Origin of the sequence: Pseudomonas sp. ML2-2023-3 (assembly GCF_037055275.1) — a bacterium.
Classification (GTDB): Bacteria; Pseudomonadota; Gammaproteobacteria; order Pseudomonadales; family Pseudomonadaceae; genus Aquipseudomonas.
Map to the genome: position 1 here is coordinate 4,793,621 of NZ_CP146343.1, position 18,865 is coordinate 4,812,485.

Sequence of the window (18,865 nt, forward strand, 5' to 3'; positions counted from 1 at the left end):
CCGGAAACCCCCTTTCAGCTCAAACCTTGATCGCTCGAAGTTGGCAGCCACTGTAATTGCCAGCGTCCACAGGGGCTGGAGTCCAGTCCATTGAGGTTTGCCACGGCCAATAACTGCTCATTGCGGTACAGAAGCGGCAATCTGCCACGGGCAAACAACGGAACACCCCGCTCGTTGAACAACCGCTTCAGATCACGGTGACCGCGCTGTTCCAGCGCCATCACTTCGCCCCCTTGACGATAGCTCACTTGCAAGGGGCCATCGGCCGTCGTCCCGACAAAGCGCACCTGACCATTACCCGGCAGGGTCAGCGCCTGGTCGGGTTGCGTCCACAATCCTGGCACAGCGGGCGGGAGCAACCAGTCACCGGACAACCACCAGATGCGGCCGCCAGCGCGATGCAGCTCACCGCCGGCGAGTTTCCAGAGCGGTTGGGCACCCTCACGGGCGTCACGCAGGGCATTCCACCCAGCCCAGTGATCGGTATCAGGCAATGGGGTGAATGCTGCCAGCCAGTGACGCAATGCGTTGCGCTGACGTGCAGGCGACAGACGGACGATGGGCGCAAGCGCCAGCGAGGGCACCCCGAGCCAGGCAAATTCGGTGTCTGTACCCGCATCGCGAAGATCCTGTTGCGCCAACTCATCAAGCAGGCCTTGAGCCTCGGCACAATGGGCTGCACTGCGGGCCAGGCTGGCAGCCGCCTGTGGCCATCGCCGTGCGAGGACTGGAAACACTTCATGGCGCAAATAATTACGGGAAAAATCTGTTTGGGCGTTGGACGGGTCTTCGATCCAGCCCAGCCCCTGCTCAAGGGCGTAAGCCTCAAGCTGAGCGCGAGAAACGTCCAGCAAAGGCCGGCACAGGTGCCCTGCCCCCAAACGTCGTTGACGAGGCATGGCCGCCAACCCGTTGACCCCTGCCCCTCTCAGCAGGCGAAACAGCAGGGTTTCAGCCTGATCGTCACGGTGCTGCCCGACCAGCAGCACCTCTTCAACATCCGTCAGCGCAGCAAACGCCTGATAGCGCGCATCCCGCGCCGCACGCTCGACACTTGCGCCTGCCTGCACCTGCACGCGAATCACCTGCAACGGCACGCTCAACCGGTCACACAGCGCCTGACAATGATCCGGCCACGCATCAGCCGCCGCCTGCAGGCCATGATGAACATGGACAGCGGTAATGGGCGGTAATGGGTGGGTCTGGCGCAATTGAACGAGAAGGTGAAGCAGCACAGTCGAATCGAGACCGCCGGAGAGCGCGACATGCCAGGCCTTGGCGTTGCGCCAGGGGCTGAGGGCTTGCAGCAGCGGAATCGATAGACTGGGCATTACGCAATCCTGTAGGAGCGGGCTTGCTCGCGATGCTGACTACTCGATCTTTGAGCCAAACCGCGCAGATGCCATCGCGGGCAAGCCCGCTCCCACACTAAATCCGAATCAGAGACCGTAGCTCATCAGACGATCGTAACGACGCTTGAGCAGTGTTTCGTGATCCAGCTTGTTCAGCATGTCCAGCTGGGAAATCAGGTCGGCACGAATGCTGGCAGACGCAGCAGCCGGGTCACGGTGTGCGCCACCCAATGGCTCGCCAATCACCTTGTCCACGATACCCAGGCCTTTGAGGCGCTCGGCGGTAATGCCCATGGCCTCAGCGGCGTCCGGTGCTTTTTCTGCGGTTTTCCACAGAATCGATGCGCAACCTTCCGGCGAGATCACCGCGTAGGTCGAGTACTGCAGCATGTTCAACTGGTCGCAAACACCAATCGCCAAGGCACCGCCCGAACCGCCTTCGCCGATAACGGTGGCGATGATCGGGGTTTTCAGACGCGACATGACACGCAGGTTCCAGGCAATGGCCTCGCTCTGGTTACGCTCTTCAGCGTCGATGCCAGGGTAAGCACCCGGCGTGTCGATGAAGGTCAGGATCGGCATTTTGAAACGCTCGGCCATTTCCATCAAACGGCAGGCCTTGCGATAGCCTTCAGGACGCGGCATACCGAAGTTGCGGCGTACCTTTTCACGGACTTCACGGCCTTTCTGGTGACCAATCACCATCACTGGCTGATCATCCAGGCGGGCAATACCGCCAACGATGGCCGCATCATCCGAGAAATGACGGTCGCCATGCAGCTCATCGAACTCGGTGAAGATGTGATCGATGTAGTCCAGTGTGTATGGACGACGCGGGTGACGGGCCAAACGGGCAATCTGCCAGCTGGTCAGCTTGCCGAAAATATCTTCAGTCAGCGTTTTGCTTTTGTCTTGCAGACGAGAGATTTCATCACTGATATTCAGCGAATTGTCATTACCAACCAAGCGCAACTCTTCGATTTTGGCTTGCAGGTCAGCAATCGGCTGTTCGAAATCAAGAAAATTCGGGTTCATAAGCATCCGTCTTGGGTCGGCGGCAAAGCATGCCAGAAGGTCTGAAACCCAGCATTTACTGGCGTTTCGAACCGAGCTGGGGCAGCCGGTTGATCTGTATCGCGCCTACCTTAAGGGACAGGCGCTCTCAGGTCGAGATTAAAAATTCAGGTCGAGGTCAGGGCGCAGCTGTAGCCCCTGACCGTCAACGGTATTGGAGGAAGACGTTGTCTCGCCCGAACTGGTCACGCAGGGCTTGAATCAAGCTGTCTGCCGGATCGATCCGCCAGGTCTCGCCAAACTGCAACATGGCCTTGGCGTCTTCGCCGGTGTAATCCATGGTGATCGGGCACGCACCACGATGTTTCTTGAACAATTCGCCCAACCAGCGCAACTGATCGCCCTTGAGTGCAGCCCGATTCACTTTCAGGCGCAAGCTCTCGGCCAGGCTGGTGCGGGCATCTTCCATGCTCATCACCCGCTTGACCCTCAGGCGCAGCCCGCCAGAGAAGTCATCATTACTGACCTCCCCTTCGACCACCACCATCGCATCGGTCTGCAACAATGACTGTGCCGAATGGAAGGCCTCGGCAAACAGCGAGGCTTCGATACGCGCCGATCGGTCGTCGAGGGTGATAAAGCCCATCTTGTCGCCTTTTTTGTTCTTCATCACCCGCAACGCAATGATCATCCCGGCAACGGTCTGAGTATCGCGCGCAGGCTTGAGATCAATAATGCGCTGACGCGCAAAACGACGGATTTCGCCTTCATATTCGTCAATCGGATGACCGGTCAGGTACAGGCCCAACGTGTCCTTCTCGCCTTTGAGTCGCTCCTTGAGCGTCAGTTCCTTGGCCTTGCGGTGATTGGCGTAGACGTCCGCGTCCACTTCGACAAACAACCCGCCAAACAGGTCGGCGTGACCGCTGTCATGGGTGCGCGCGGTTTGTTCGGCCGCCTTGATTGCTTCTTCCAGGGCCGACAACAACACCGCGCGGTTCTGGTCGATGCTGGCTTGCCAGGCTTTGGGCTCGTCATGAAAGAACGGCCCAAGACGGTCCAGTGCACCACTTCGAATCAGACCGTCGAGGGTGCGCTTGTTGATGCGCTTGAGGTCAACCCGGGCACAGAAATCGAACAGATCCGTGAACGGACCGTCCTGACGCGCTTCGGTGATGGCCTCTACAGGCCCCTCGCCAACACCCTTGATCGCCCCAAGGCCGTAAATGATCCGGCCTTCATCGTTTACGGTGAATTTGAACTCCGAGGCGTTCACGTCCGGCGCGTCCAGACGCAGCTTCATGCTGCGAATTTCTTCGATCAGGATCACGACCTTGTCGGTGTTATGCATATCCGCCGACAGTACCGCGGCCATGAAAGGTGCCGGGTAGTGGGTTTTCAGCCAGGCAGTCTGGTACGACACCAGGCCGTAGGCAGCGGAGTGGGATTTGTTGAATCCGTAACCGGCGAATTTCTCTACCAGGTCAAAAATGTTACCGGCCAGGTCGCCATCAATGTTGTTGTTGGCACAACCTTCAATAAAACCACCGCGCTGCTTGGCCATTTCTTCGGGTTTTTTCTTACCCATTGCCCGACGCAGCATGTCGGCGCCGCCGAGGGTATAACCGGCCATGACCTGGGCAATCTGCATCACCTGTTCCTGGTACAGGATGATGCCGTAGGTCGGCGCCAAGACTGGCTTGAGACCTTCGTACTGATAGTCGGAATGCGGGTACGCCAATTCGGCGCGACCGTGCTTGCGGTTGATAAAGTCATCAACCATGCCGGACTGCAGCGGACCCGGACGGAACAGGGCCACCAGTGCGATCAAGTCTTCCAGGCAGTCGGGCTTGAGCTTTTTGATCAGCTCTTTCATGCCGCGCGACTCAAGCTGGAACACCGCAGTGGTCTCGGCCTTTTGCAGCAATTGATACGTCGGCTTGTCATCGAGCGGGATAAAGGCGATATCCAGTGGCGGCTCATCAACCTTGGCTCGATCGCGGTTGATGGTTTTCAGCGCCCAGTCAATAACCGTCAGGGTCCGCAGCCCCAGGAAGTCGAACTTCACCAGGCCGGCAGACTCAACGTCATCTTTATCGAACTGGGTAACCAGACCGCCGCCCTCTTCATCGCAGTAAATCGGCGAGAAGTCGGTCAGTTTGGTCGGCGCAATAACCACGCCACCGGCGTGCTTGCCGACGTTACGCACAACGCCTTCAAGTTTGCGGGCCATTTCCCAGATTTCAGCGGCTTCCTCATCGACCTTGATGAAGTCACGCAGGATTTCTTCTTGCTCAAAGGCTTTTTCAAGCGTCATGCCGACTTCAAACGGAATCATCTTCGACAGACGATCCGCCAGGCCGTAAGACTTGCCCTGCACCCGCGCCACGTCACGAATTACCGCCTTGGCAGCCATCGAACCAAACGTGATGATCTGGCTTACAGCGTTGCGGCCATATTTTTCGGCCACATACTCGATCACCCGGTCACGACCGTCCATGCAGAAGTCGACGTCGAAGTCGGGCATCGATACCCGTTCCGGGTTAAGGAATCGCTCGAACAGCAAGTCATATTCCAGCGGGTCGAGGTCAGTAATCTTCTGCACATAGGCCACCAGCGATCCGGCACCCGATCCACGGCCCGGCCCCACAGGCACGCCGTTGCTCTTGGCCCACTGGATAAAGTCCATCACGATCAGGAAGTAGCCCGGGAACCCCATCTGGATGATGATATCCAGCTCGAAATTCAGCCGGTCGACATACACCTGCCGCTTGGCGTCGTAATCCTCGGTGGTGTCCCTCGGCAGCAGAACGCTCAGACGGTCTTCCAGACCATCAAACGACACCTTGCGGAAATACTCATCGATGGTCATGCCATCGGGAATCGGAAAGTTGGGCAAAAAGTGAGTGCCCAGCTTCACTTCGATATTGCAGCGCTTGGCAATTTCAACCGTGTTGGCCAGCGCCTCAGGCAAGTCACTGAACAGCTCGGCCATTTCCTCGGCGCTTTTCAGATACTGCTGATCGCTGTAATTCTTTGAGCGGCGCGGGTCATCCAGCGCCCGGCCTTCACCGATGCACACACGGGTTTCGTGGGCTTCGAAATCCTGCTGCTTGATGAAACGCACATCGTTGGTCGCAACCAGTGGCGCGCCAATTTTGTCCGCCAGGGCGACGGCAGCATGCAGATGCTCTTCATCGTTGGGACGCTTGGTGCGCTGAACTTCGATGTAGAAACGATCCGGGAACACCGCCATCCATTCGCGGGCCAGGGCCTCGGCTTCTTCAGTGTTGCCACTGATCAGCGCGACGCCAATCTCGCCCTCTTTCGCCGCCGACAACATGATCAGGCCTTCTGCAGCCTCGGCAACCCATTCGCGCTCAATGATGACCTGGCCATTACGCTGGCCATCGATGTAACCACGGGAAATAAGCTCGGTCAGGTTGCGATAACCCAACGGGTTCATTGCCAGCAGGCTGATTCGGCTGAGCGGGTTTTCCGGATCCTTGTTCGACAGCCACAGGTCCGCACCACTGATCGGCTTGATCCCGCCCCCCATGGCGGCCTTATAGAACTTGACCAGGGAGCACATGTTGTTCTGATCGGTCACCGCAACAGCGGGCATATTCATGCCAGCCAGGGTTTTGATCAGCGGTTTGATCCGCACCAGGCCATCGACCAGGGAATATTCAGTGTGCAGGCGCAGGTGAACGAATGAAGCCGGCATGGTGATCCTGTCTATAAGCTTTGAGAAACAACAAGGCCCGGATTGTACCGGGCCTTGGCAAAAACATCAGCCTTGCGGCTAAACCTTGGCAAGACCTTCAAGCGCCTCATACGCACGACGAACCGGGCCAAACGAACGCCGGTGAATCGGTGTCGGGCCCAGACGTTCAAGCGCTTCGAGGTGAACAGCCGTTGGATACCCCTTGTGTCCACCAATCCCATAGCCCGGGTATTGCAGCTCAAAGGCAGCCATTTCACGGTCACGACTGACCTTGGCCAAAATCGATGCTGCCGCAATCGCAGGCACCTTGCTATCGCCCTTCACCACGGCCTCTGAAGGCATTGTCAGCTTGGGGCAGCGATTGCCGTCGATCATCGCCAGTTTAGGGGTAATGCTCAGCCCTTCGACAGCGCGCTGCATGGCCAGCATCGTGGCGTGCAAAATATTCAGCTCATCGATTTCTTCAACTTCGGCCCGGGCAATACACCAGCTCAAAGCCTTTTCACGGATTTCGTCGTACAGCTTTTCGCGACGGGCCTCGGTGAGTTTTTTCGAGTCGTTGAGCCCGGCTATAGGCCGGTTGGGATCAAGAATAACGGCCGCCGTCACGACAGCGCCGCACAATGGGCCGCGCCCCACTTCGTCGACACCGGCCACGAGGTCTTCGACCAGATTGAAATCCAACCCGATTTGCATGGTTACTTTACTCATTTGGATTGTGCAATCAGGTCCAGTACCGCTTTAGCGGCCTGATTGGAAGCGTCGAGACGCAATGTACGATGAATTTCGTCAAAGCCGCGGGTCTGCTCTTCGCCACCCTCGAGCAAAGGCAGCAACGTGCGGGCCAGCGCCTCAGGCGTGGCGGCATCCTGCAAGAGCTCGGGCACCAACATGCGCTGAGCCAGCAAATTGGGCAGGGACACGTAAGGGCTTTTGACCAGCCGCTTGAGGATCCAGAACGTCAGACGTGCAAGGCGATAAGCCACCACCATTGGCCGTTTGTAGAGCAAGGCCTCAAGCGTCGCGGTACCGGATGCAATCAATACCGCATCACAGGCCGCCAGTGCCAGATGGGATTGACCGTCAAGCAAGGTCAGCGGCAGATCACGCCCCACCAGCATCTGCTCGATCTGCTCGCGACGTGCGGCGCTCGCGCATGGCAATACAAAATGCACATCTGGCCGGGCCTCTCGAATTATCTGCGCTGCATCGAGAAACAGACCGCCCAGCTTGCCCACTTCTCCGCCGCGGCTGCCCGGCATCAAGGCGACCAACGGCCCGTCAGACAGGCCCAACTCGGCTCGGGCACCGGTTTTATCGGCTTCAAGGGGGATAGTGTCGGCCAATGAATGACCAACGAAGCGCACGGGCACGCCGTGCTCTTCGTAGAATTTGGCTTCAAACGGCAGCAGCGTCAGCATCAAATCGCAACCTTCGCGAATTTTCAGCACTCGCTTCTGACGCCACGCCCATACGGACGGGCTGACGTAATGCACGGTCTTGATCCCGGCACGGCGCAATTGAAGTTCAATATTGAGGGTGAAATCGGGCGCATCGATACCGATAAACACATCGGGTTTTTCGGCGATCAGGGTCTGGACAAGGAGTTTGCGGCGCTTAAGCAGTTCTCGCAGACGACCCAACACTTCGACCAGGCCCATTACCGACAGACGCTCCATCGGGAAGTAGGAGCTCATGCCCTCAGCTTCCATCAATGGACCGCCAACGCCGATAAATTCGATATCAGAATGCTGAGCCTTGAGCGCTCTCATCAATCCTGAGCCCAAAATGTCGCCCGAGGCCTCTCCCGCCACCAGCGCGATACGCAATCTGGCCATGACTAGCGCGTAATGCCGCGGGAGGAAGAACGAATGGACTCTACAAACATGGCAACTTCCGGGAACTGCACCGCAGGCTCAGCCAGCTCGGCGAGCGCCTGGTCAACGGTCAAGCCCTGGCGATAAACCACTTTGTAGGCACGACGCAACGCATGAATGGCATCTTCACTGAAGCCGCGACGACGCATACCTTCGAAGTTCATGCTGCGTGCTTCGGCAGGACTGCCAAACACGGTCACGAACGCAGGCACATCCTTGCCGATTGCAGTACCCATGCCCGAAAAGCTGTGGGCACCAATGTGGCAGAACTGATGAACCAGCGTGAAACCTGACAGGATCGCCCAATCACCCATATGCACATGACCCGCCAACGCGGCGTTATTGACCAGAATGCAATGGTTGCCGATGACGCTGTCATGGCCGATGTGAGCATAGGCCATCACCAGATTGTGATCACCCAGGGTAGTTTCGGCACGGTCCTGAATCGTTCCGCGATGAATAGTGACCCCTTCACGAATAACGTTATGGTCACCGATCACCAGGCGAGTTTCCTCCCCCTTGTACTTGAGATCAGGAGTGTCTTCACCTACCGAAGAAAACTGGTAGATGCGATTGTGCTTACCGATTTTGGTTGGGCCTTTGAGAATTACATGCGGCCCAATCACTGTCCCCTCGCCGATTTCCACACCAGCGCCGACGATCGACCAAGGGCCGACCTCGACGTCGTCGGCCAAAATGGCCGTCGGATCGATGATTGCGCGAGGGTCAATCAAACTCATAGTTTGCGTTCCGCACAGATAATTTCAGCTGAGCATACCGGCTTGCCATCAACCGTTGCCTGGCATTCAAACTTCCAGATGGAGCGTTTGCAGCTCAGGAACTTGGCCTCCAGGATCAGTTGATCACCTGGCAGCACAGGTTGACGGAAGCGTAGTTTGTCGGAGCCTACGAAGTAGTAGAGCGTACCGTCAGCCGGCTTGAGGTCCATCATCTTGAAGCCAAGGATGCCAGCAGCCTGAGCCATGGCTTCAATGATCAATACACCGGGCATGATCGGGTGCGCCGGGAAGTGACCGTTGAAAAATGGCTCGTTGATGCTGACATTCTTGTAGGCACGAATGCGCTTGTTCTCGACATCCAGATCCACCACTCGGTCCACCAGCAGGAACGGGTAACGGTGGGGCAGATATTCGCGAATCTCGTTGATGTCCATCATTTCGTGGGGAAGCCTGTAATAAAGATTGGGCGCGCGCGACTAAGGCGCGCTCCTCTAGCAAATCAAGGAAGCAAACCAGAGGCTCTGCATGCTTGATATGGAAATTGTATTAGCCTTTTGAAGAAGCATTACCGTCGGGGGTCACTTACCGACGCGCTTTTCCAGTTGTTTCAACCGCCGGGCTATATCGTCCAACTGACGAATACGTGCCGCACTTTTGCGCCACTCAGCGGCTGGCTGCATGGCGGTGCCGGAAGAGTAGGCGCCAGGCTCGGTAATCGAGTGGGTCACCATCGTCATGCCAGTCAAGAACACATTGTCACAAATTTCAATGTGCCCCACCAAACCGACACCCCCCGCCAACATGCAGTGCTTGCCGATTTTAGTGCTACCGGAAATCCCTACACAGGCGGCCATAGCCGTATGGTCACCGATCTGAACGTTGTGCGCGATCTGGATCTGGTTGTCCAGCTTGACGCCATTACCGATCAGCGTGTCAGCCAAAGCACCGCGATCGATAGCGGTATTGACACCGATTTCGACATCATCACCGATGGTCACGCCACCGATTTGCGCAATTTTTTGCCAAACACCCTTCTCATTGGCAAAGCCAAAACCTTCGCCTCCCAGCACAGCACCCGATTGAATGACGACTCGCTTGCCGATGCGGACATCGTGATAGAGCGTCACTCGTGGAGCCAGCCAGCCGCCTTCGCCAATTTCGCAACGAGCCCCGATGAAGCAATGAGGCCCGACCGTGACACCGGCAGCGATGCGAGCACCGCTTTCGATCACGGCAAAAGCACCAATGCTCGCCGCAGGGTCAACCACCGCGTCAGCAGCAATGACCGCCGTTGGATGAACGCCGGCAGCCGCCTTGGGCTTGGGATCGAACAGATGGGAGATGCGTGCATATGCCAGGTAAGGATCAGGTACAACCAGGGCATCACCGACATACTCTTCGGCGTCAGCAGCCTTGAGCAATACAGCTCCAGCCTGGCAATCGACGAGAAATTTCCGGTACTGGGGGTTGGCCAGAAAGCTCAACTGAGCTGGGCCAGCCTCTTGCAAAGTGGCTAGCCCAGTGATTTCTTTCTCCGCAGAGCCACGCAAGGTGGCGCCGAGGAACTCGGCCAATTGGCCGAGTTTTATAGTCGCAGTCATAATTACTTCAGCTGGTTCATGCGCTCGATAACTTGGCGAGTGATGTCGTACTGAGGCTTAACATCAATCACAGCACCACGCTCGAACACCAGGTCAAAGGCGCCTTTTTTGATGACTTCTTCAACAGCGCTGTCCAGTTTTGGCTTCAGCTGTTTCAGCATTTCGCGGTCAGCAACGGCTTTGGCTTCGTTCAGTTCCTTGGACTGGAACTGGAAGTCACGGGCCTTTTGCTTGAATTCAAGCTCCAGACGCTCACGCTCGCCCTGCTGCATTTTGTCGCCGCCCTTCACCAGGCGGTCCTGAATACCTTTGGCGCTGCTTTCCAGGCTTTTGAGCTTGGTCAGTTGCGGGCCAAATTTCTTCTCGGCATCTACGGCATAACGCTTGGCAGCATCCGATTCAAGCAAAGCCATCTGATAGTTCAGTACGGCAATTTTCATATCGGCGAAAGCCGGGCCAGCTACCAAAACCGAAGCCAGGAGAACCAATTGAGTCAACTTACGCACGATGCACTCCTAAAAAATCCGTTGTCTGTATCTAAGGTCAGGCTTTAGAAAGTCTGGCCGAGGGAGAATTGGAACACTTGAGTGTCTGCGTCATCCGGTTTCTTGATCGGCATGGCCAAGCTAAAGCTCAACGGGCCAAGCGCAGTCACCCAGGTCACACCAACACCAACAGAGCTGGCCATATTGCTGAAGCTGATATCGCAATCCTTGGTTTCGCCCTTGCAGTTGGTGTCAAACACGTTACCCACATCCCAGAACACGGAGGTACGCAGGGAACGCTGGTCTTTCACAAACGGCATAGGGAACAGAACCTCGACACCACCCTGGATCAGCACGTTACCACCAAATGGCAGCGGGTCCTGGTCCGGGTCAGCAATGGTGCCCGGGTTTTTACCGGTACTTGGCGTACTGCGAGGGCCAAGAGCGCTGTCCTTGAAGCCACGTACCGAGTTGAAACCACCGGCGTAGTAGTTCTCGTAGAACGGCAAGCCCGCAGTCGAGCCGTAACCATCACCATAGCCCAACTCTGTGTGCAGACGCATGGTGTAGGTATCGGTCAACGGCTGGAACAACTGGGCGCGATAATCAAGTTTGTAGAACTGCAGGTCGCTGCCCGGGATTGTCGTCTCGAGCACCAGGCTTTGCGAGCTGCCGCGAGTTGGCAATACACCTTTGTTCAGGGTCGACTCAGACCAGCCAACCGACGCCTTGAAGTTGAGGTACTTGTCACCTTCACGGTTTACGAAGTCGAAAATCTCGTCAACGGTGTACTGACCCGTGCTGATTTCATCCTGCTGCACAGTCAAGCCGTAGGTCAGACGCGATGTGTCGCTGATCGGGTAGCCCATGGTGATACCAGCGCCCAGGCTGTCCACCGAGTAGTTTGCTACGTCAACGTCGAGATCTTTGTAGTCGGTGGTGCGGTAGAACGCGTTGTAACCCAGGCTCACGCCATCAGCAGTCCAGTACGGATCAACGTAGCTGAAGTTGTAGCGACTCTGGTATTCGCTGCGCGTCAAACCAAGGCTGACCTTGTTACCCGTACCCAGGAAGTTGTTCTGGGTGATCGAGCCGCCAAGGATCAAACCGGCGCTCTGGGCAAAACCGACGCTTGCAGTGATCGAACCCGACGCCTGTTCTTCAACTGCATAGTTTACGTCCACCATATCGTCAGTACCCGGTACTGCCGGTGTTTCGACGTTCACTTCCTTGAAGAAGCCCAGGCGCTCGAGGCGGACCTTGGACTGATCAATCAGGTAAGTCGACGCCCAGCCACCTTCCATCTGACGCATTTCGCGACGCAGCACTTCGTCTTCCGACTTGGTGTTACCGCGGTAGTTGATGCGGTTTACGTAAGCACGCTTGCCCGGATCAACCACAAAGGTGATGGCAACGGTGTGATTTTCAGGGTTTGGCTGAGGTACGCCGTTAACGTTGGCGAAGGTGTAACCCTCGTTACCCAGACGACGGGTAATCAGCTCGGAGGTGGTGGTCATCAGCTTGCGCGAGAACACCTGGCCCGGCTGAACAAGCAACAGCGACTTGATCTGGTCTTCCGGAACCTTGAGGTCACCGCTCAGTTTCACTTCGCCGACGTTGTATTTCTCGCCTTCATTCACGTTGACGGTGATGTAGACGCTTTTCTTGTCGGGAGTGATCGACACCTGGGTCGAAGCGATATCCATATTGATATAGCCACGATCGAGGTAGTAAGAGCGCAGGCGCTCAAGGTCACCCGACAGTTTTTCACGTGCGTACTTGTCGTCGTTCTTGAAGAACGACAACCAGTTCGTGGTTTTGAGCTCGAACAGGTCAACCAGGTCAGATTCCGGGAAAACCGTGTTGCCCACCACGTTGATGTGCTGGATAGCGGCAACAGTGCCTTCGTTGATGTTGACCTTCAAGGCAACGCGGTTACGCGGCTCGGACACCACTTCGGTGTCGACAGTCGCCGAGTAGCGGCCCTGGGCAACATACTGACGTTGCAGTTCGTTACGCACACCTTCAAGGGTAGCGCGCTGGAAAATTTCACCTTCGGCCAGCCCCGACTGTTTAAGACCTTTCATCAGGTCATCAGTGGAGATCGCCTTGTTCCCGTCAATGGTGATGCTGGAGACAGAAGGACGCTCGACAACCGTGATAACAAGCACGTTGCCATCACGACCCAGTTGGATATCCTGAAAGAACCCGGTTTTGAACAACGCACGAGTGGATTCCACCAAACGGCGGTCATCCGCTACCTCACCCACGTTCAGGGGCAACGCACCAAACACGCTACCTGCGGAAACCCGCTGGAGCCCGTTGACACGGATATCAGAGATAGTGAAGGACTCGGCGTGAACTTCGGCGATCATCAGTACGGCGAGAACCGCAGTTAGCAGCAGACGTTTCATGAAGTCCTTTCTTATTCCAACTGGCAATAAACAAACTGCCGCAAAATGCGGCAGATTCGCAATTCAGCGAAGCGTTTACAGACGGCCCAGATCGTTGATCAAGGCAAGCAACATCACCCCGACCACCAAACTGATACCGATCTGCATTCCCCAACCCTGTACCCGATCCGACAAGGGACGACCACGCGCCCACTCGATCAGATAAAACAACAAATGCCCCCCATCCAGTACTGGTATGGGCAACAAGTTCAGAACCCCCAGGCTTATGCTCAGATAAGCCAGAAAATTCAGGAAATCCGCAACACCCGACTGGGCAGAAGCGCCCGCCACTTTAGCAATGGTTATCGGTCCACTCAAGTTTTTTACCGAGAGCTCACCGAACAACATTTTCTTGAGTGAGTCGAGCGTCAATATGCTCATGGTCCAGGTACGTTTTGCCCCTTCCCCGATTGCAGCAAGCGGGCCGTAACTGACCTCCCGGATCATCGCTGGTGGCCAGTCGACACCTTTAACCCCGGCTCCCAGGTAACCCGTAGCGTCCTTGCCTTCGCCCCGAGCAGCCAGCGTGACAGGAATATCAACAGGGACGCCATCGCGCTCGACGTGCAGCACAACACGACTGCCTGGACGCACACGCACCCAGTCCACGACTTGCTGCCAATCCTTGATAGCCTGATCGTTCATCGCCAGCAGTTTGTCGCCAGCTTTAAGCCCGGCAGCCTGGGCAGGACCTTTCGGATCCAGCTCCGCCAGAACCGCAGGCAACTCGGGGCGCCACGGATGAATCCCCAGAGAGGTGATCGGGTTCGGTTCGTCAGCGCCCTTGAGCCAATCTTTTAATACAAGCTGATGCGAGGCCTGGGCGGTGGAGCCCGGCTCACTCACAACAACCTGCAGAGAACCACTCTCACCCAGACGGCGAACCAGTTGCAGATTAACGTTGGACCAGCCCGTCGTCGGCTCGCCATCAATGGAAATGATTTCCTGACCCGCTGCCAAACCGGCCTGGGCCGCCAGACTGCCGCTCTCTACCGAACCAATGACAGGGCGCACTTGCTGGCTGCCCATCATTGCCAGCACCCAGAAAAAGGCCATCGCCAACATGAAGTTGGCAATTGGCCCCGCCGCGACGATGGCAATGCGCTGACCCACGGTCTTGCGATTGAAAGACTGGTCGAGCTGGTCGGCCGGTACTTCGCCTTCGCGCTCGTCGAGCATTTTTACGTAGCCACCCAACGGTATGGCTGCGACAACAAACTCGGTGCCCTGGCGATCATGCCAGCGCAGCAAAGGCGTACCGAAGCCCACGGAGAAACGCAGAACCTTGACGCCGCAACGGCGCGCCACCCAAAAGTGACCGAATTCATGAAAAGTGACCAGCACCCCCAATGCCACCAGGGTGCCAACAATCATATAGAGCGCGCTCATCTACTTTCTCCGCGATTCTGTCCGGGTCCGGCAATCACCACTTTTAGCCGTTACGACTCAACCACTGTTCAGCCAGCATCCGGGCTTTGCCGTCAGCGGCAAATACCGCTTCCAATTCATCTACGGCAACCACAGGCTCGCTATTCAATACATCTTCGATGATACGGGCGATCTGTGGGTAACGGATGCGCCCGTCCAAAAAGGCAGCCACTGCCACCTCGTTTGCCGCATTGAGCATCGCCGGGGCGCTATTGCCTGCCAGCGCAGCCTCTCGAGCCAAACGCAAACAAGGGAAACGTTGCTCGTCAGGACGCTCGAAGTCCAGCCGCGCGACCGCAAAAAGATCCAGTGGCGCAACACCCGAATCAATACGTTCAGGCCAGGCCAGGGCATTGGAAATCGGTGTTCGCATATCCGGATTACCCAACTGCGCCAGTACCGAGCCATCCACGTAATCAACCAGCGAATGAATCACGCTCTGCGGATGAATCACCACTTCAACTTGATCCGGTCGGGCATCGAACAACCAGCACGCCTCGATCAGCTCCAGCCCCTTGTTCATCATGCTCGCAGAATCTACGGAAATCTTGCGCCCCATCGACCAATTGGGATGAGCGCAGGCTTGATCCGGCGTGACGTGCTCAAGCTCTGCCAGCGGTGTTTCACGGAAAGGACCACCAGACGCCGTCAGCAAAATGCGACGAACGCCCACATTACCCAGTCCGCGCGCAAAGTCTTGCGGCAAGCACTGGAAGATCGCGTTGTGTTCACTGTCGATAGGCAGCAAAACCGAACCGCTGCGACGCACAGCCTGCATGAACAGGTCGCCCGTCATCACCAGCGCTTCTTTGTTGGCCAACAGGATCTTCTTGCCGGCATTGACCGCTGCCAGCGTCGGGCGCAGACCTGCAGCACCGACGATTGCCGCCATCACCGAGTCGACTTCAGGGGCAGACGACACCTGGCACAAGCCCTCCTCACCCACCAACACCTCGGTGTTGAGCCCGGCAGCGCGCAGATCTGCCTGCAACTGGACGGCAGCACCTTCATGGGGCACCACAGCAACCTGAGGCCTGTGCTTGATGCACAAGGCCAGTAACTCGGCGAGACGACTGTAGCCACTCAGGGCAAATACCTGATAACGATCAGGGTGACGCGCAATAACATCCAGGGTACTCAGGCCAATGGAACCCGTAGCCCCCAGAACAGTAATCTGTTGTGGACGACTCATGAGGCAGCCATCCACAGCAATACCGCAAATACAGGGATCGCCGCCGTCAGGCTGTCGATGCGATCCAGAACACCACCATGGCCCGGCAGCAGGTTACTGCTGTCTTTAACACCGGCCTGGCGCTTGAACATGCTCTCTGTGAGGTCACCCACCACCGAAATCAGTACGATCAAGGCAGCACCTACCAGCGCAGCAAACATCTGTGAGGCGCTCCAGTCACGCACAATACCTACTGCAGCGGTGATCAGCAGGCTCAGTAACAGACCGCCAAAAACACCTTCCCAGCTTTTACCCGGGCTGACTTTAGGGGCGAGCTTGCGCTTGCCAAATTTGCGACCTGAAAAATAAGCGCCGATATCTGCGCCCCACACCAGAACCATCACTGCCATGATCAGCCAATTGCCCAACGGCATCGCCTTGATCAAAACCAGACCTTGCCAGGCTGGCAACAGGATCAACAGGCCAATCACCAGCTTGGTTGCAATACTCGACCAATGCACAGCGGATTGCGGAAAGGTCAGCACCAGAAAGGTTGCCAGCGCCCACCACAACACCGCCGCACCCAGCACCCACGGCGCCAGATCAGGAAAAATGTGCAAACCAAAGAGCAGCAAGGCCACTACCGCTGCAAATAAAACCCGTGCAGATTGAGCCTCAAAACCTGCAAGACGGGCCCACTCCCAGGCCCCCAAGGTAACGACCAGGCCTATAAACAGCGCAAAGCCGCTACCCTCAAGCAGGAAAAAGCCGCACAAGGCAATTGGCAGCAAGATAAGTGCAGTGATGATTCGTTGTTTAAGCATTAAATCCGGGCTCCAGCCTCAACCTGCTCGCTCGTTTTACCGAAGCGGCGCTGGCGAGAAGCGAAATCAGCCAATGCATGACGCATGGCCTCGTGTTTGAAGTCCGGCCAGAACAGGTCGGAGAAGTACAACTCGGAATAGGCGAGCTGCCACAGCAAGAAATTGCTGATGCGATGCTCGCCACCGGTGCGAATACACAGGTCAGGCAAAGGCAGATCGCCCGTTACCAGACAGGTTTGCAGCAACTCCGGAGAAATGTCCTCAGGCTGCAAGTGGCCTGCCTGGACTTGACGCGCCAGTTGCTGCGCAGCCTGGGCAATGTCCCACTGACCACCGTAGTTAGCGGCAATCTGCAAGACAAAGCGACCTTCGCCCACCGTCATTTCTTCCGCTTCACGCATCGCCTTTTGCAAGTCGGGATGAAAGCGTGAGCGGTCGCCGATGATCCGCAGGCTGATCTCGTTTTCGTTGAGGCGCTTGGCCTCACGACGCAGTGCCCTGAAGAATAAATCCATCAAGGCACTGACTTCAGCCGCAGGACGCCGCCAGTTTTCACTGGAGAACGCGAACAGGGTGAGTACCTCGACCTTGGCCTCGACACACACCTCAATGACCGCACGAACTGCATCCACACCTGCTTTATGCCCGGCAACACCCGGCATAAAGCGTTTTTTCGCCCAGCGATTATTACCGTCCATGATGATCGCGACATGTCGCGGAACAGATGACGGATCAGCCTGCTTCGTCTTTTCCATAAAACGCCCTGACCCTTATACGGCCATCAGGTCCGCTTCTTTCTGCTTGGTGGCCACTTCGATATCAGCCACGGCCTTGTCGGTCAGCTTCTGAATGTCATCAGCAGCACGACGCTCTTCGTCTTCGCTGATTTCCTTTTCCTTGACCAGGTCTTTCAACTGGCTCAACGCGTCACGACGGATATTGCGCACGGCAATACGCGCATCTTCAGCTGCGTCACGAGCCTGCTTGGCGAAAACCTTACGGGTTTCTTCAGTCAGGGCAGGCATGGAGATCAGCAACAATTCGCCCAGGTTGGTCGGATTGAGGTTCAGGCCCGCGCTCTGGATTGCCTTGTCTACTGCGCCAAGCATGTTGCGCTCGAATGCAACAACTTGCAGGGTGCGCGAATCTTTAACCGTGATGTTGGCTACCTGGCTGATCGGAGTATCCGAACCGTAGTAAGGCACCATCACGCTGCCCAGGATGCTTGGGTGAGCCTTGCCGGTACGAATCTGGCCAAATGAATGGGCCAGGGATTCCAGCGATTTCTGCATGCGCGTTTGAGCGTCTTTCTTGATTTCGTTGATCATTGTTGACCTTCCTCGATCAGAGTGCCTTCAGCACCGCCATGGACAATATTAAGCAGGGCGCCAGGCTTGTTCATATTAAATACACGCAATGGCATTTTGTGGTCGCGGCACAGGCAGATAGCCGTCAGGTCCATCACACCCAGTTTGCGATCCAGAACTTCATCGTAAGTCAGATGATCGAACTTCTCGGCATGGGGATCTTTGAATGGATCTGCGGTATACACGCCGTCAACCTTGGTTGCCTTGAGCACCACATCAGCGTCGATTTCAATGGCGCGCAAGCAGGCAGCCGAATCCGTCGTGAAGAATGGATTACCGGTACCCGCAGCGAAAATCACCACATCTTTGGCATTGAGATGACGCATGGCCTTACGACGATCGTAATGATCGGTCACGCCAACCATGGAAATAGCCGACATAACGATGGCAGAGATATTCGCACGTTCCAGCGCATCGCGCATGGCCAGGGCGTTCATCACGGTAGCCAGCATGCCCATATGGTCGCCCGTTACACGGTCCATACCGGCGGCGCTCAATGCGGCACCACGGAACAGGTTGCCACCACCAATTACCAATCCTACCTGAACGCCGATGCCGACCAACTGGCCCACTTCCAGCGCCATGCGGTCGAGTACTTTGGGGTCGATCCCGAACTCTTCAGAGCCCATCAGGGCTTCGCCGCTTAGCTTGAGTAGAATGCGTTTATAGCGAGCTTGATAACCACTGCCCTGCTGAGCCATTGCGAATCTCTCCTGCCGCGTTTTATTAAAAATCTGTGCGAGGCCATTTTGCAGCCTGCGCATACTCTAGCTGTGGTACTGCACAGCAGCACCATCGGAACACGATTTTGCAAACCGGTTCCGTC

At 56.6% G+C, this 18,865-nt stretch carries 15 protein-coding genes and 1 pseudogene; all 16 read right to left on the reverse strand.

The window, feature by feature from the left end; translation table 11 throughout:
* Positions 1–14 precede the first annotated feature (14 nt).
* The 16 genes and pseudogenes from tilS to pyrH all read right to left on the reverse strand — a co-directional run bounded on the left by tilS (position 15) and on the right by pyrH (position 18,740).
* Complete coding sequence (gene tilS / locus V6P94_RS22125; protein ID WP_338648695.1) at positions 15–1,331, reverse strand: tRNA lysidine(34) synthetase TilS; 1,317 nt, start codon at positions 1,329–1,331, stop codon at positions 15–17.
* Positions 1,332–1,439: 108 nt separating this feature from the next.
* Positions 1,440–2,387 (reverse strand): acetyl-CoA carboxylase carboxyltransferase subunit alpha, encoded by a 948-nt coding sequence (locus V6P94_RS22130; RefSeq protein WP_046810490.1) that lies wholly within the window; start codon positions 2,385–2,387, stop codon positions 1,440–1,442.
* 184 nt (positions 2,388–2,571) lie between these two features.
* On the reverse strand, positions 2,572–6,093 hold the full coding sequence (gene dnaE, locus V6P94_RS22135) for a DNA polymerase III subunit alpha (RefSeq protein WP_133077718.1): 3,522 nt from the start codon (positions 6,091–6,093) through the stop codon (positions 2,572–2,574).
* Between the two features lie 78 nt (positions 6,094–6,171).
* Positions 6,172–6,789, reverse strand: a complete 618-nt coding sequence (gene rnhB / locus V6P94_RS22140) for a ribonuclease HII (protein WP_133077719.1) — start codon at positions 6,787–6,789, stop codon at positions 6,172–6,174.
* Between the two features lie 11 nt (positions 6,790–6,800).
* Positions 6,801–7,931, reverse strand: coding sequence for a lipid-A-disaccharide synthase (gene lpxB, locus V6P94_RS22145; protein ID WP_219261622.1), 1,131 nt, complete (start codon positions 7,929–7,931; stop codon positions 6,801–6,803).
* 2 nt (positions 7,932–7,933) lie between these two features.
* Complete coding sequence (lpxA, locus tag V6P94_RS22150) at positions 7,934–8,710, reverse strand: acyl-ACP--UDP-N-acetylglucosamine O-acyltransferase (RefSeq protein ID WP_133077721.1); 777 nt, start codon at positions 8,708–8,710, stop codon at positions 7,934–7,936.
* A complete protein-coding gene (gene fabZ / locus V6P94_RS22155) occupies positions 8,707–9,147 on the reverse strand; it encodes a 3-hydroxyacyl-ACP dehydratase FabZ (protein ID WP_016781990.1) in 441 nt (146 codons plus the stop codon). Before fabZ ends, lpxA begins: the two co-directional genes overlap by 4 nt.
* A gap of 109 nt (positions 9,148–9,256) precedes the next feature.
* A pseudogene (gene lpxD / locus V6P94_RS22160) lies at positions 9,257–10,311 on the reverse strand (UDP-3-O-(3-hydroxymyristoyl)glucosamine N-acyltransferase).
* Between the two features lie 2 nt (positions 10,312–10,313).
* Positions 10,314–10,817 (reverse strand): OmpH family outer membrane protein, encoded by a 504-nt coding sequence (locus V6P94_RS22165; protein WP_003440444.1) that lies wholly within the window; start codon positions 10,815–10,817, stop codon positions 10,314–10,316.
* A 44-nt stretch (positions 10,818–10,861) separates the two neighbouring features.
* Positions 10,862–13,210: an outer membrane protein assembly factor BamA gene (gene bamA, locus V6P94_RS22170; protein WP_133077723.1), complete on the reverse strand. Its 2,349-nt coding sequence runs from the start codon at positions 13,208–13,210 to the stop codon at positions 10,862–10,864.
* Between the two features lie 75 nt (positions 13,211–13,285).
* Positions 13,286–14,638 carry a sigma E protease regulator RseP gene (gene rseP / locus V6P94_RS22175; protein ID WP_219261624.1) on the reverse strand — a complete coding sequence of 451 codons (1,353 nt, stop codon included), beginning with the start codon at positions 14,636–14,638 and terminating at the stop codon, positions 13,286–13,288.
* A 43-nt stretch (positions 14,639–14,681) separates the two neighbouring features.
* Positions 14,682–15,869 carry a 1-deoxy-D-xylulose-5-phosphate reductoisomerase gene (gene ispC, locus V6P94_RS22180; RefSeq protein WP_133077725.1) on the reverse strand — a complete coding sequence of 396 codons (1,188 nt, stop codon included), beginning with the start codon at positions 15,867–15,869 and terminating at the stop codon, positions 14,682–14,684.
* Positions 15,866–16,672 carry a phosphatidate cytidylyltransferase gene (locus tag V6P94_RS22185; protein WP_219261625.1) on the reverse strand — a complete coding sequence of 269 codons (807 nt, stop codon included), beginning with the start codon at positions 16,670–16,672 and terminating at the stop codon, positions 15,866–15,868. Before V6P94_RS22185 ends, ispC begins: the two co-directional genes overlap by 4 nt.
* Entirely contained in the window at positions 16,672–17,427 is a 756-nt protein-coding gene (gene uppS / locus V6P94_RS22190; RefSeq protein ID WP_133077727.1) for a polyprenyl diphosphate synthase, read from the reverse strand. Before uppS ends, V6P94_RS22185 begins: the two co-directional genes overlap by 1 nt.
* 15 nt (positions 17,428–17,442) lie before the next feature.
* On the reverse strand, positions 17,443–18,000 hold the full coding sequence (frr, locus tag V6P94_RS22195) for a ribosome recycling factor (protein ID WP_019822187.1): 558 nt from the start codon (positions 17,998–18,000) through the stop codon (positions 17,443–17,445).
* Positions 17,997–18,740 carry a UMP kinase gene (gene pyrH, locus V6P94_RS22200; protein WP_003440426.1) on the reverse strand — a complete coding sequence of 248 codons (744 nt, stop codon included), beginning with the start codon at positions 18,738–18,740 and terminating at the stop codon, positions 17,997–17,999. The genes frr and pyrH overlap by 4 nt, the downstream gene beginning before the upstream one ends.
* Between the last annotated feature and the right edge of the window lie 125 nt (positions 18,741–18,865).

What these genes read in the sequence shown, in the direction of transcription:
- tilS (WP_338648695.1), bottom strand. Translation starts at nt 1,331, where the DNA reads ATGCCCAGTCTATCGATTCCGCTGCTGCAAGCCCTCAGCCCCTGGCGC.
- V6P94_RS22130 (WP_046810490.1), bottom strand. Translation starts at nt 2,387, where the DNA reads ATGAACCCGAATTTTCTTGATTTCGAACAGCCGATTGCTGACCTGCAA.
- dnaE (WP_133077718.1), bottom strand. Translation starts at nt 6,093, where the DNA reads ATGCCGGCTTCATTCGTTCACCTGCGCCTGCACACTGAATATTCCCTG.
- rnhB (WP_133077719.1), bottom strand. Translation starts at nt 6,789, where the DNA reads ATGCAAATCGGGTTGGATTTCAATCTGGTCGAAGACCTCGTGGCCGGT.
- lpxB (WP_219261622.1), bottom strand. Translation starts at nt 7,931, where the DNA reads ATGGCCAGATTGCGTATCGCGCTGGTGGCGGGAGAGGCCTCGGGCGAC.
- lpxA (WP_133077721.1), bottom strand. Translation starts at nt 8,710, where the DNA reads ATGAGTTTGATTGACCCTCGCGCAATCATCGATCCGACGGCCATTTTG.
- fabZ (WP_016781990.1), bottom strand. Translation starts at nt 9,147, where the DNA reads ATGATGGACATCAACGAGATTCGCGAATATCTGCCCCACCGTTACCCG.
- bamA (WP_133077723.1), bottom strand. Translation starts at nt 13,210, where the DNA reads ATGAAACGTCTGCTGCTAACTGCGGTTCTCGCCGTACTGATGATCGCC.
- rseP (WP_219261624.1), bottom strand. Translation starts at nt 14,638, where the DNA reads ATGAGCGCGCTCTATATGATTGTTGGCACCCTGGTGGCATTGGGGGTG.
- ispC (WP_133077725.1), bottom strand. Translation starts at nt 15,869, where the DNA reads ATGAGTCGTCCACAACAGATTACTGTTCTGGGGGCTACGGGTTCCATT.
- V6P94_RS22185 (WP_219261625.1), bottom strand. Translation starts at nt 16,672, where the DNA reads ATGCTTAAACAACGAATCATCACTGCACTTATCTTGCTGCCAATTGCC.
- uppS (WP_133077727.1), bottom strand. Translation starts at nt 17,427, where the DNA reads ATGGAAAAGACGAAGCAGGCTGATCCGTCATCTGTTCCGCGACATGTC.
- frr (WP_019822187.1), bottom strand. Translation starts at nt 18,000, where the DNA reads ATGATCAACGAAATCAAGAAAGACGCTCAAACGCGCATGCAGAAATCG.
- pyrH (WP_003440426.1), bottom strand. Translation starts at nt 18,740, where the DNA reads ATGGCTCAGCAGGGCAGTGGTTATCAAGCTCGCTATAAACGCATTCTA.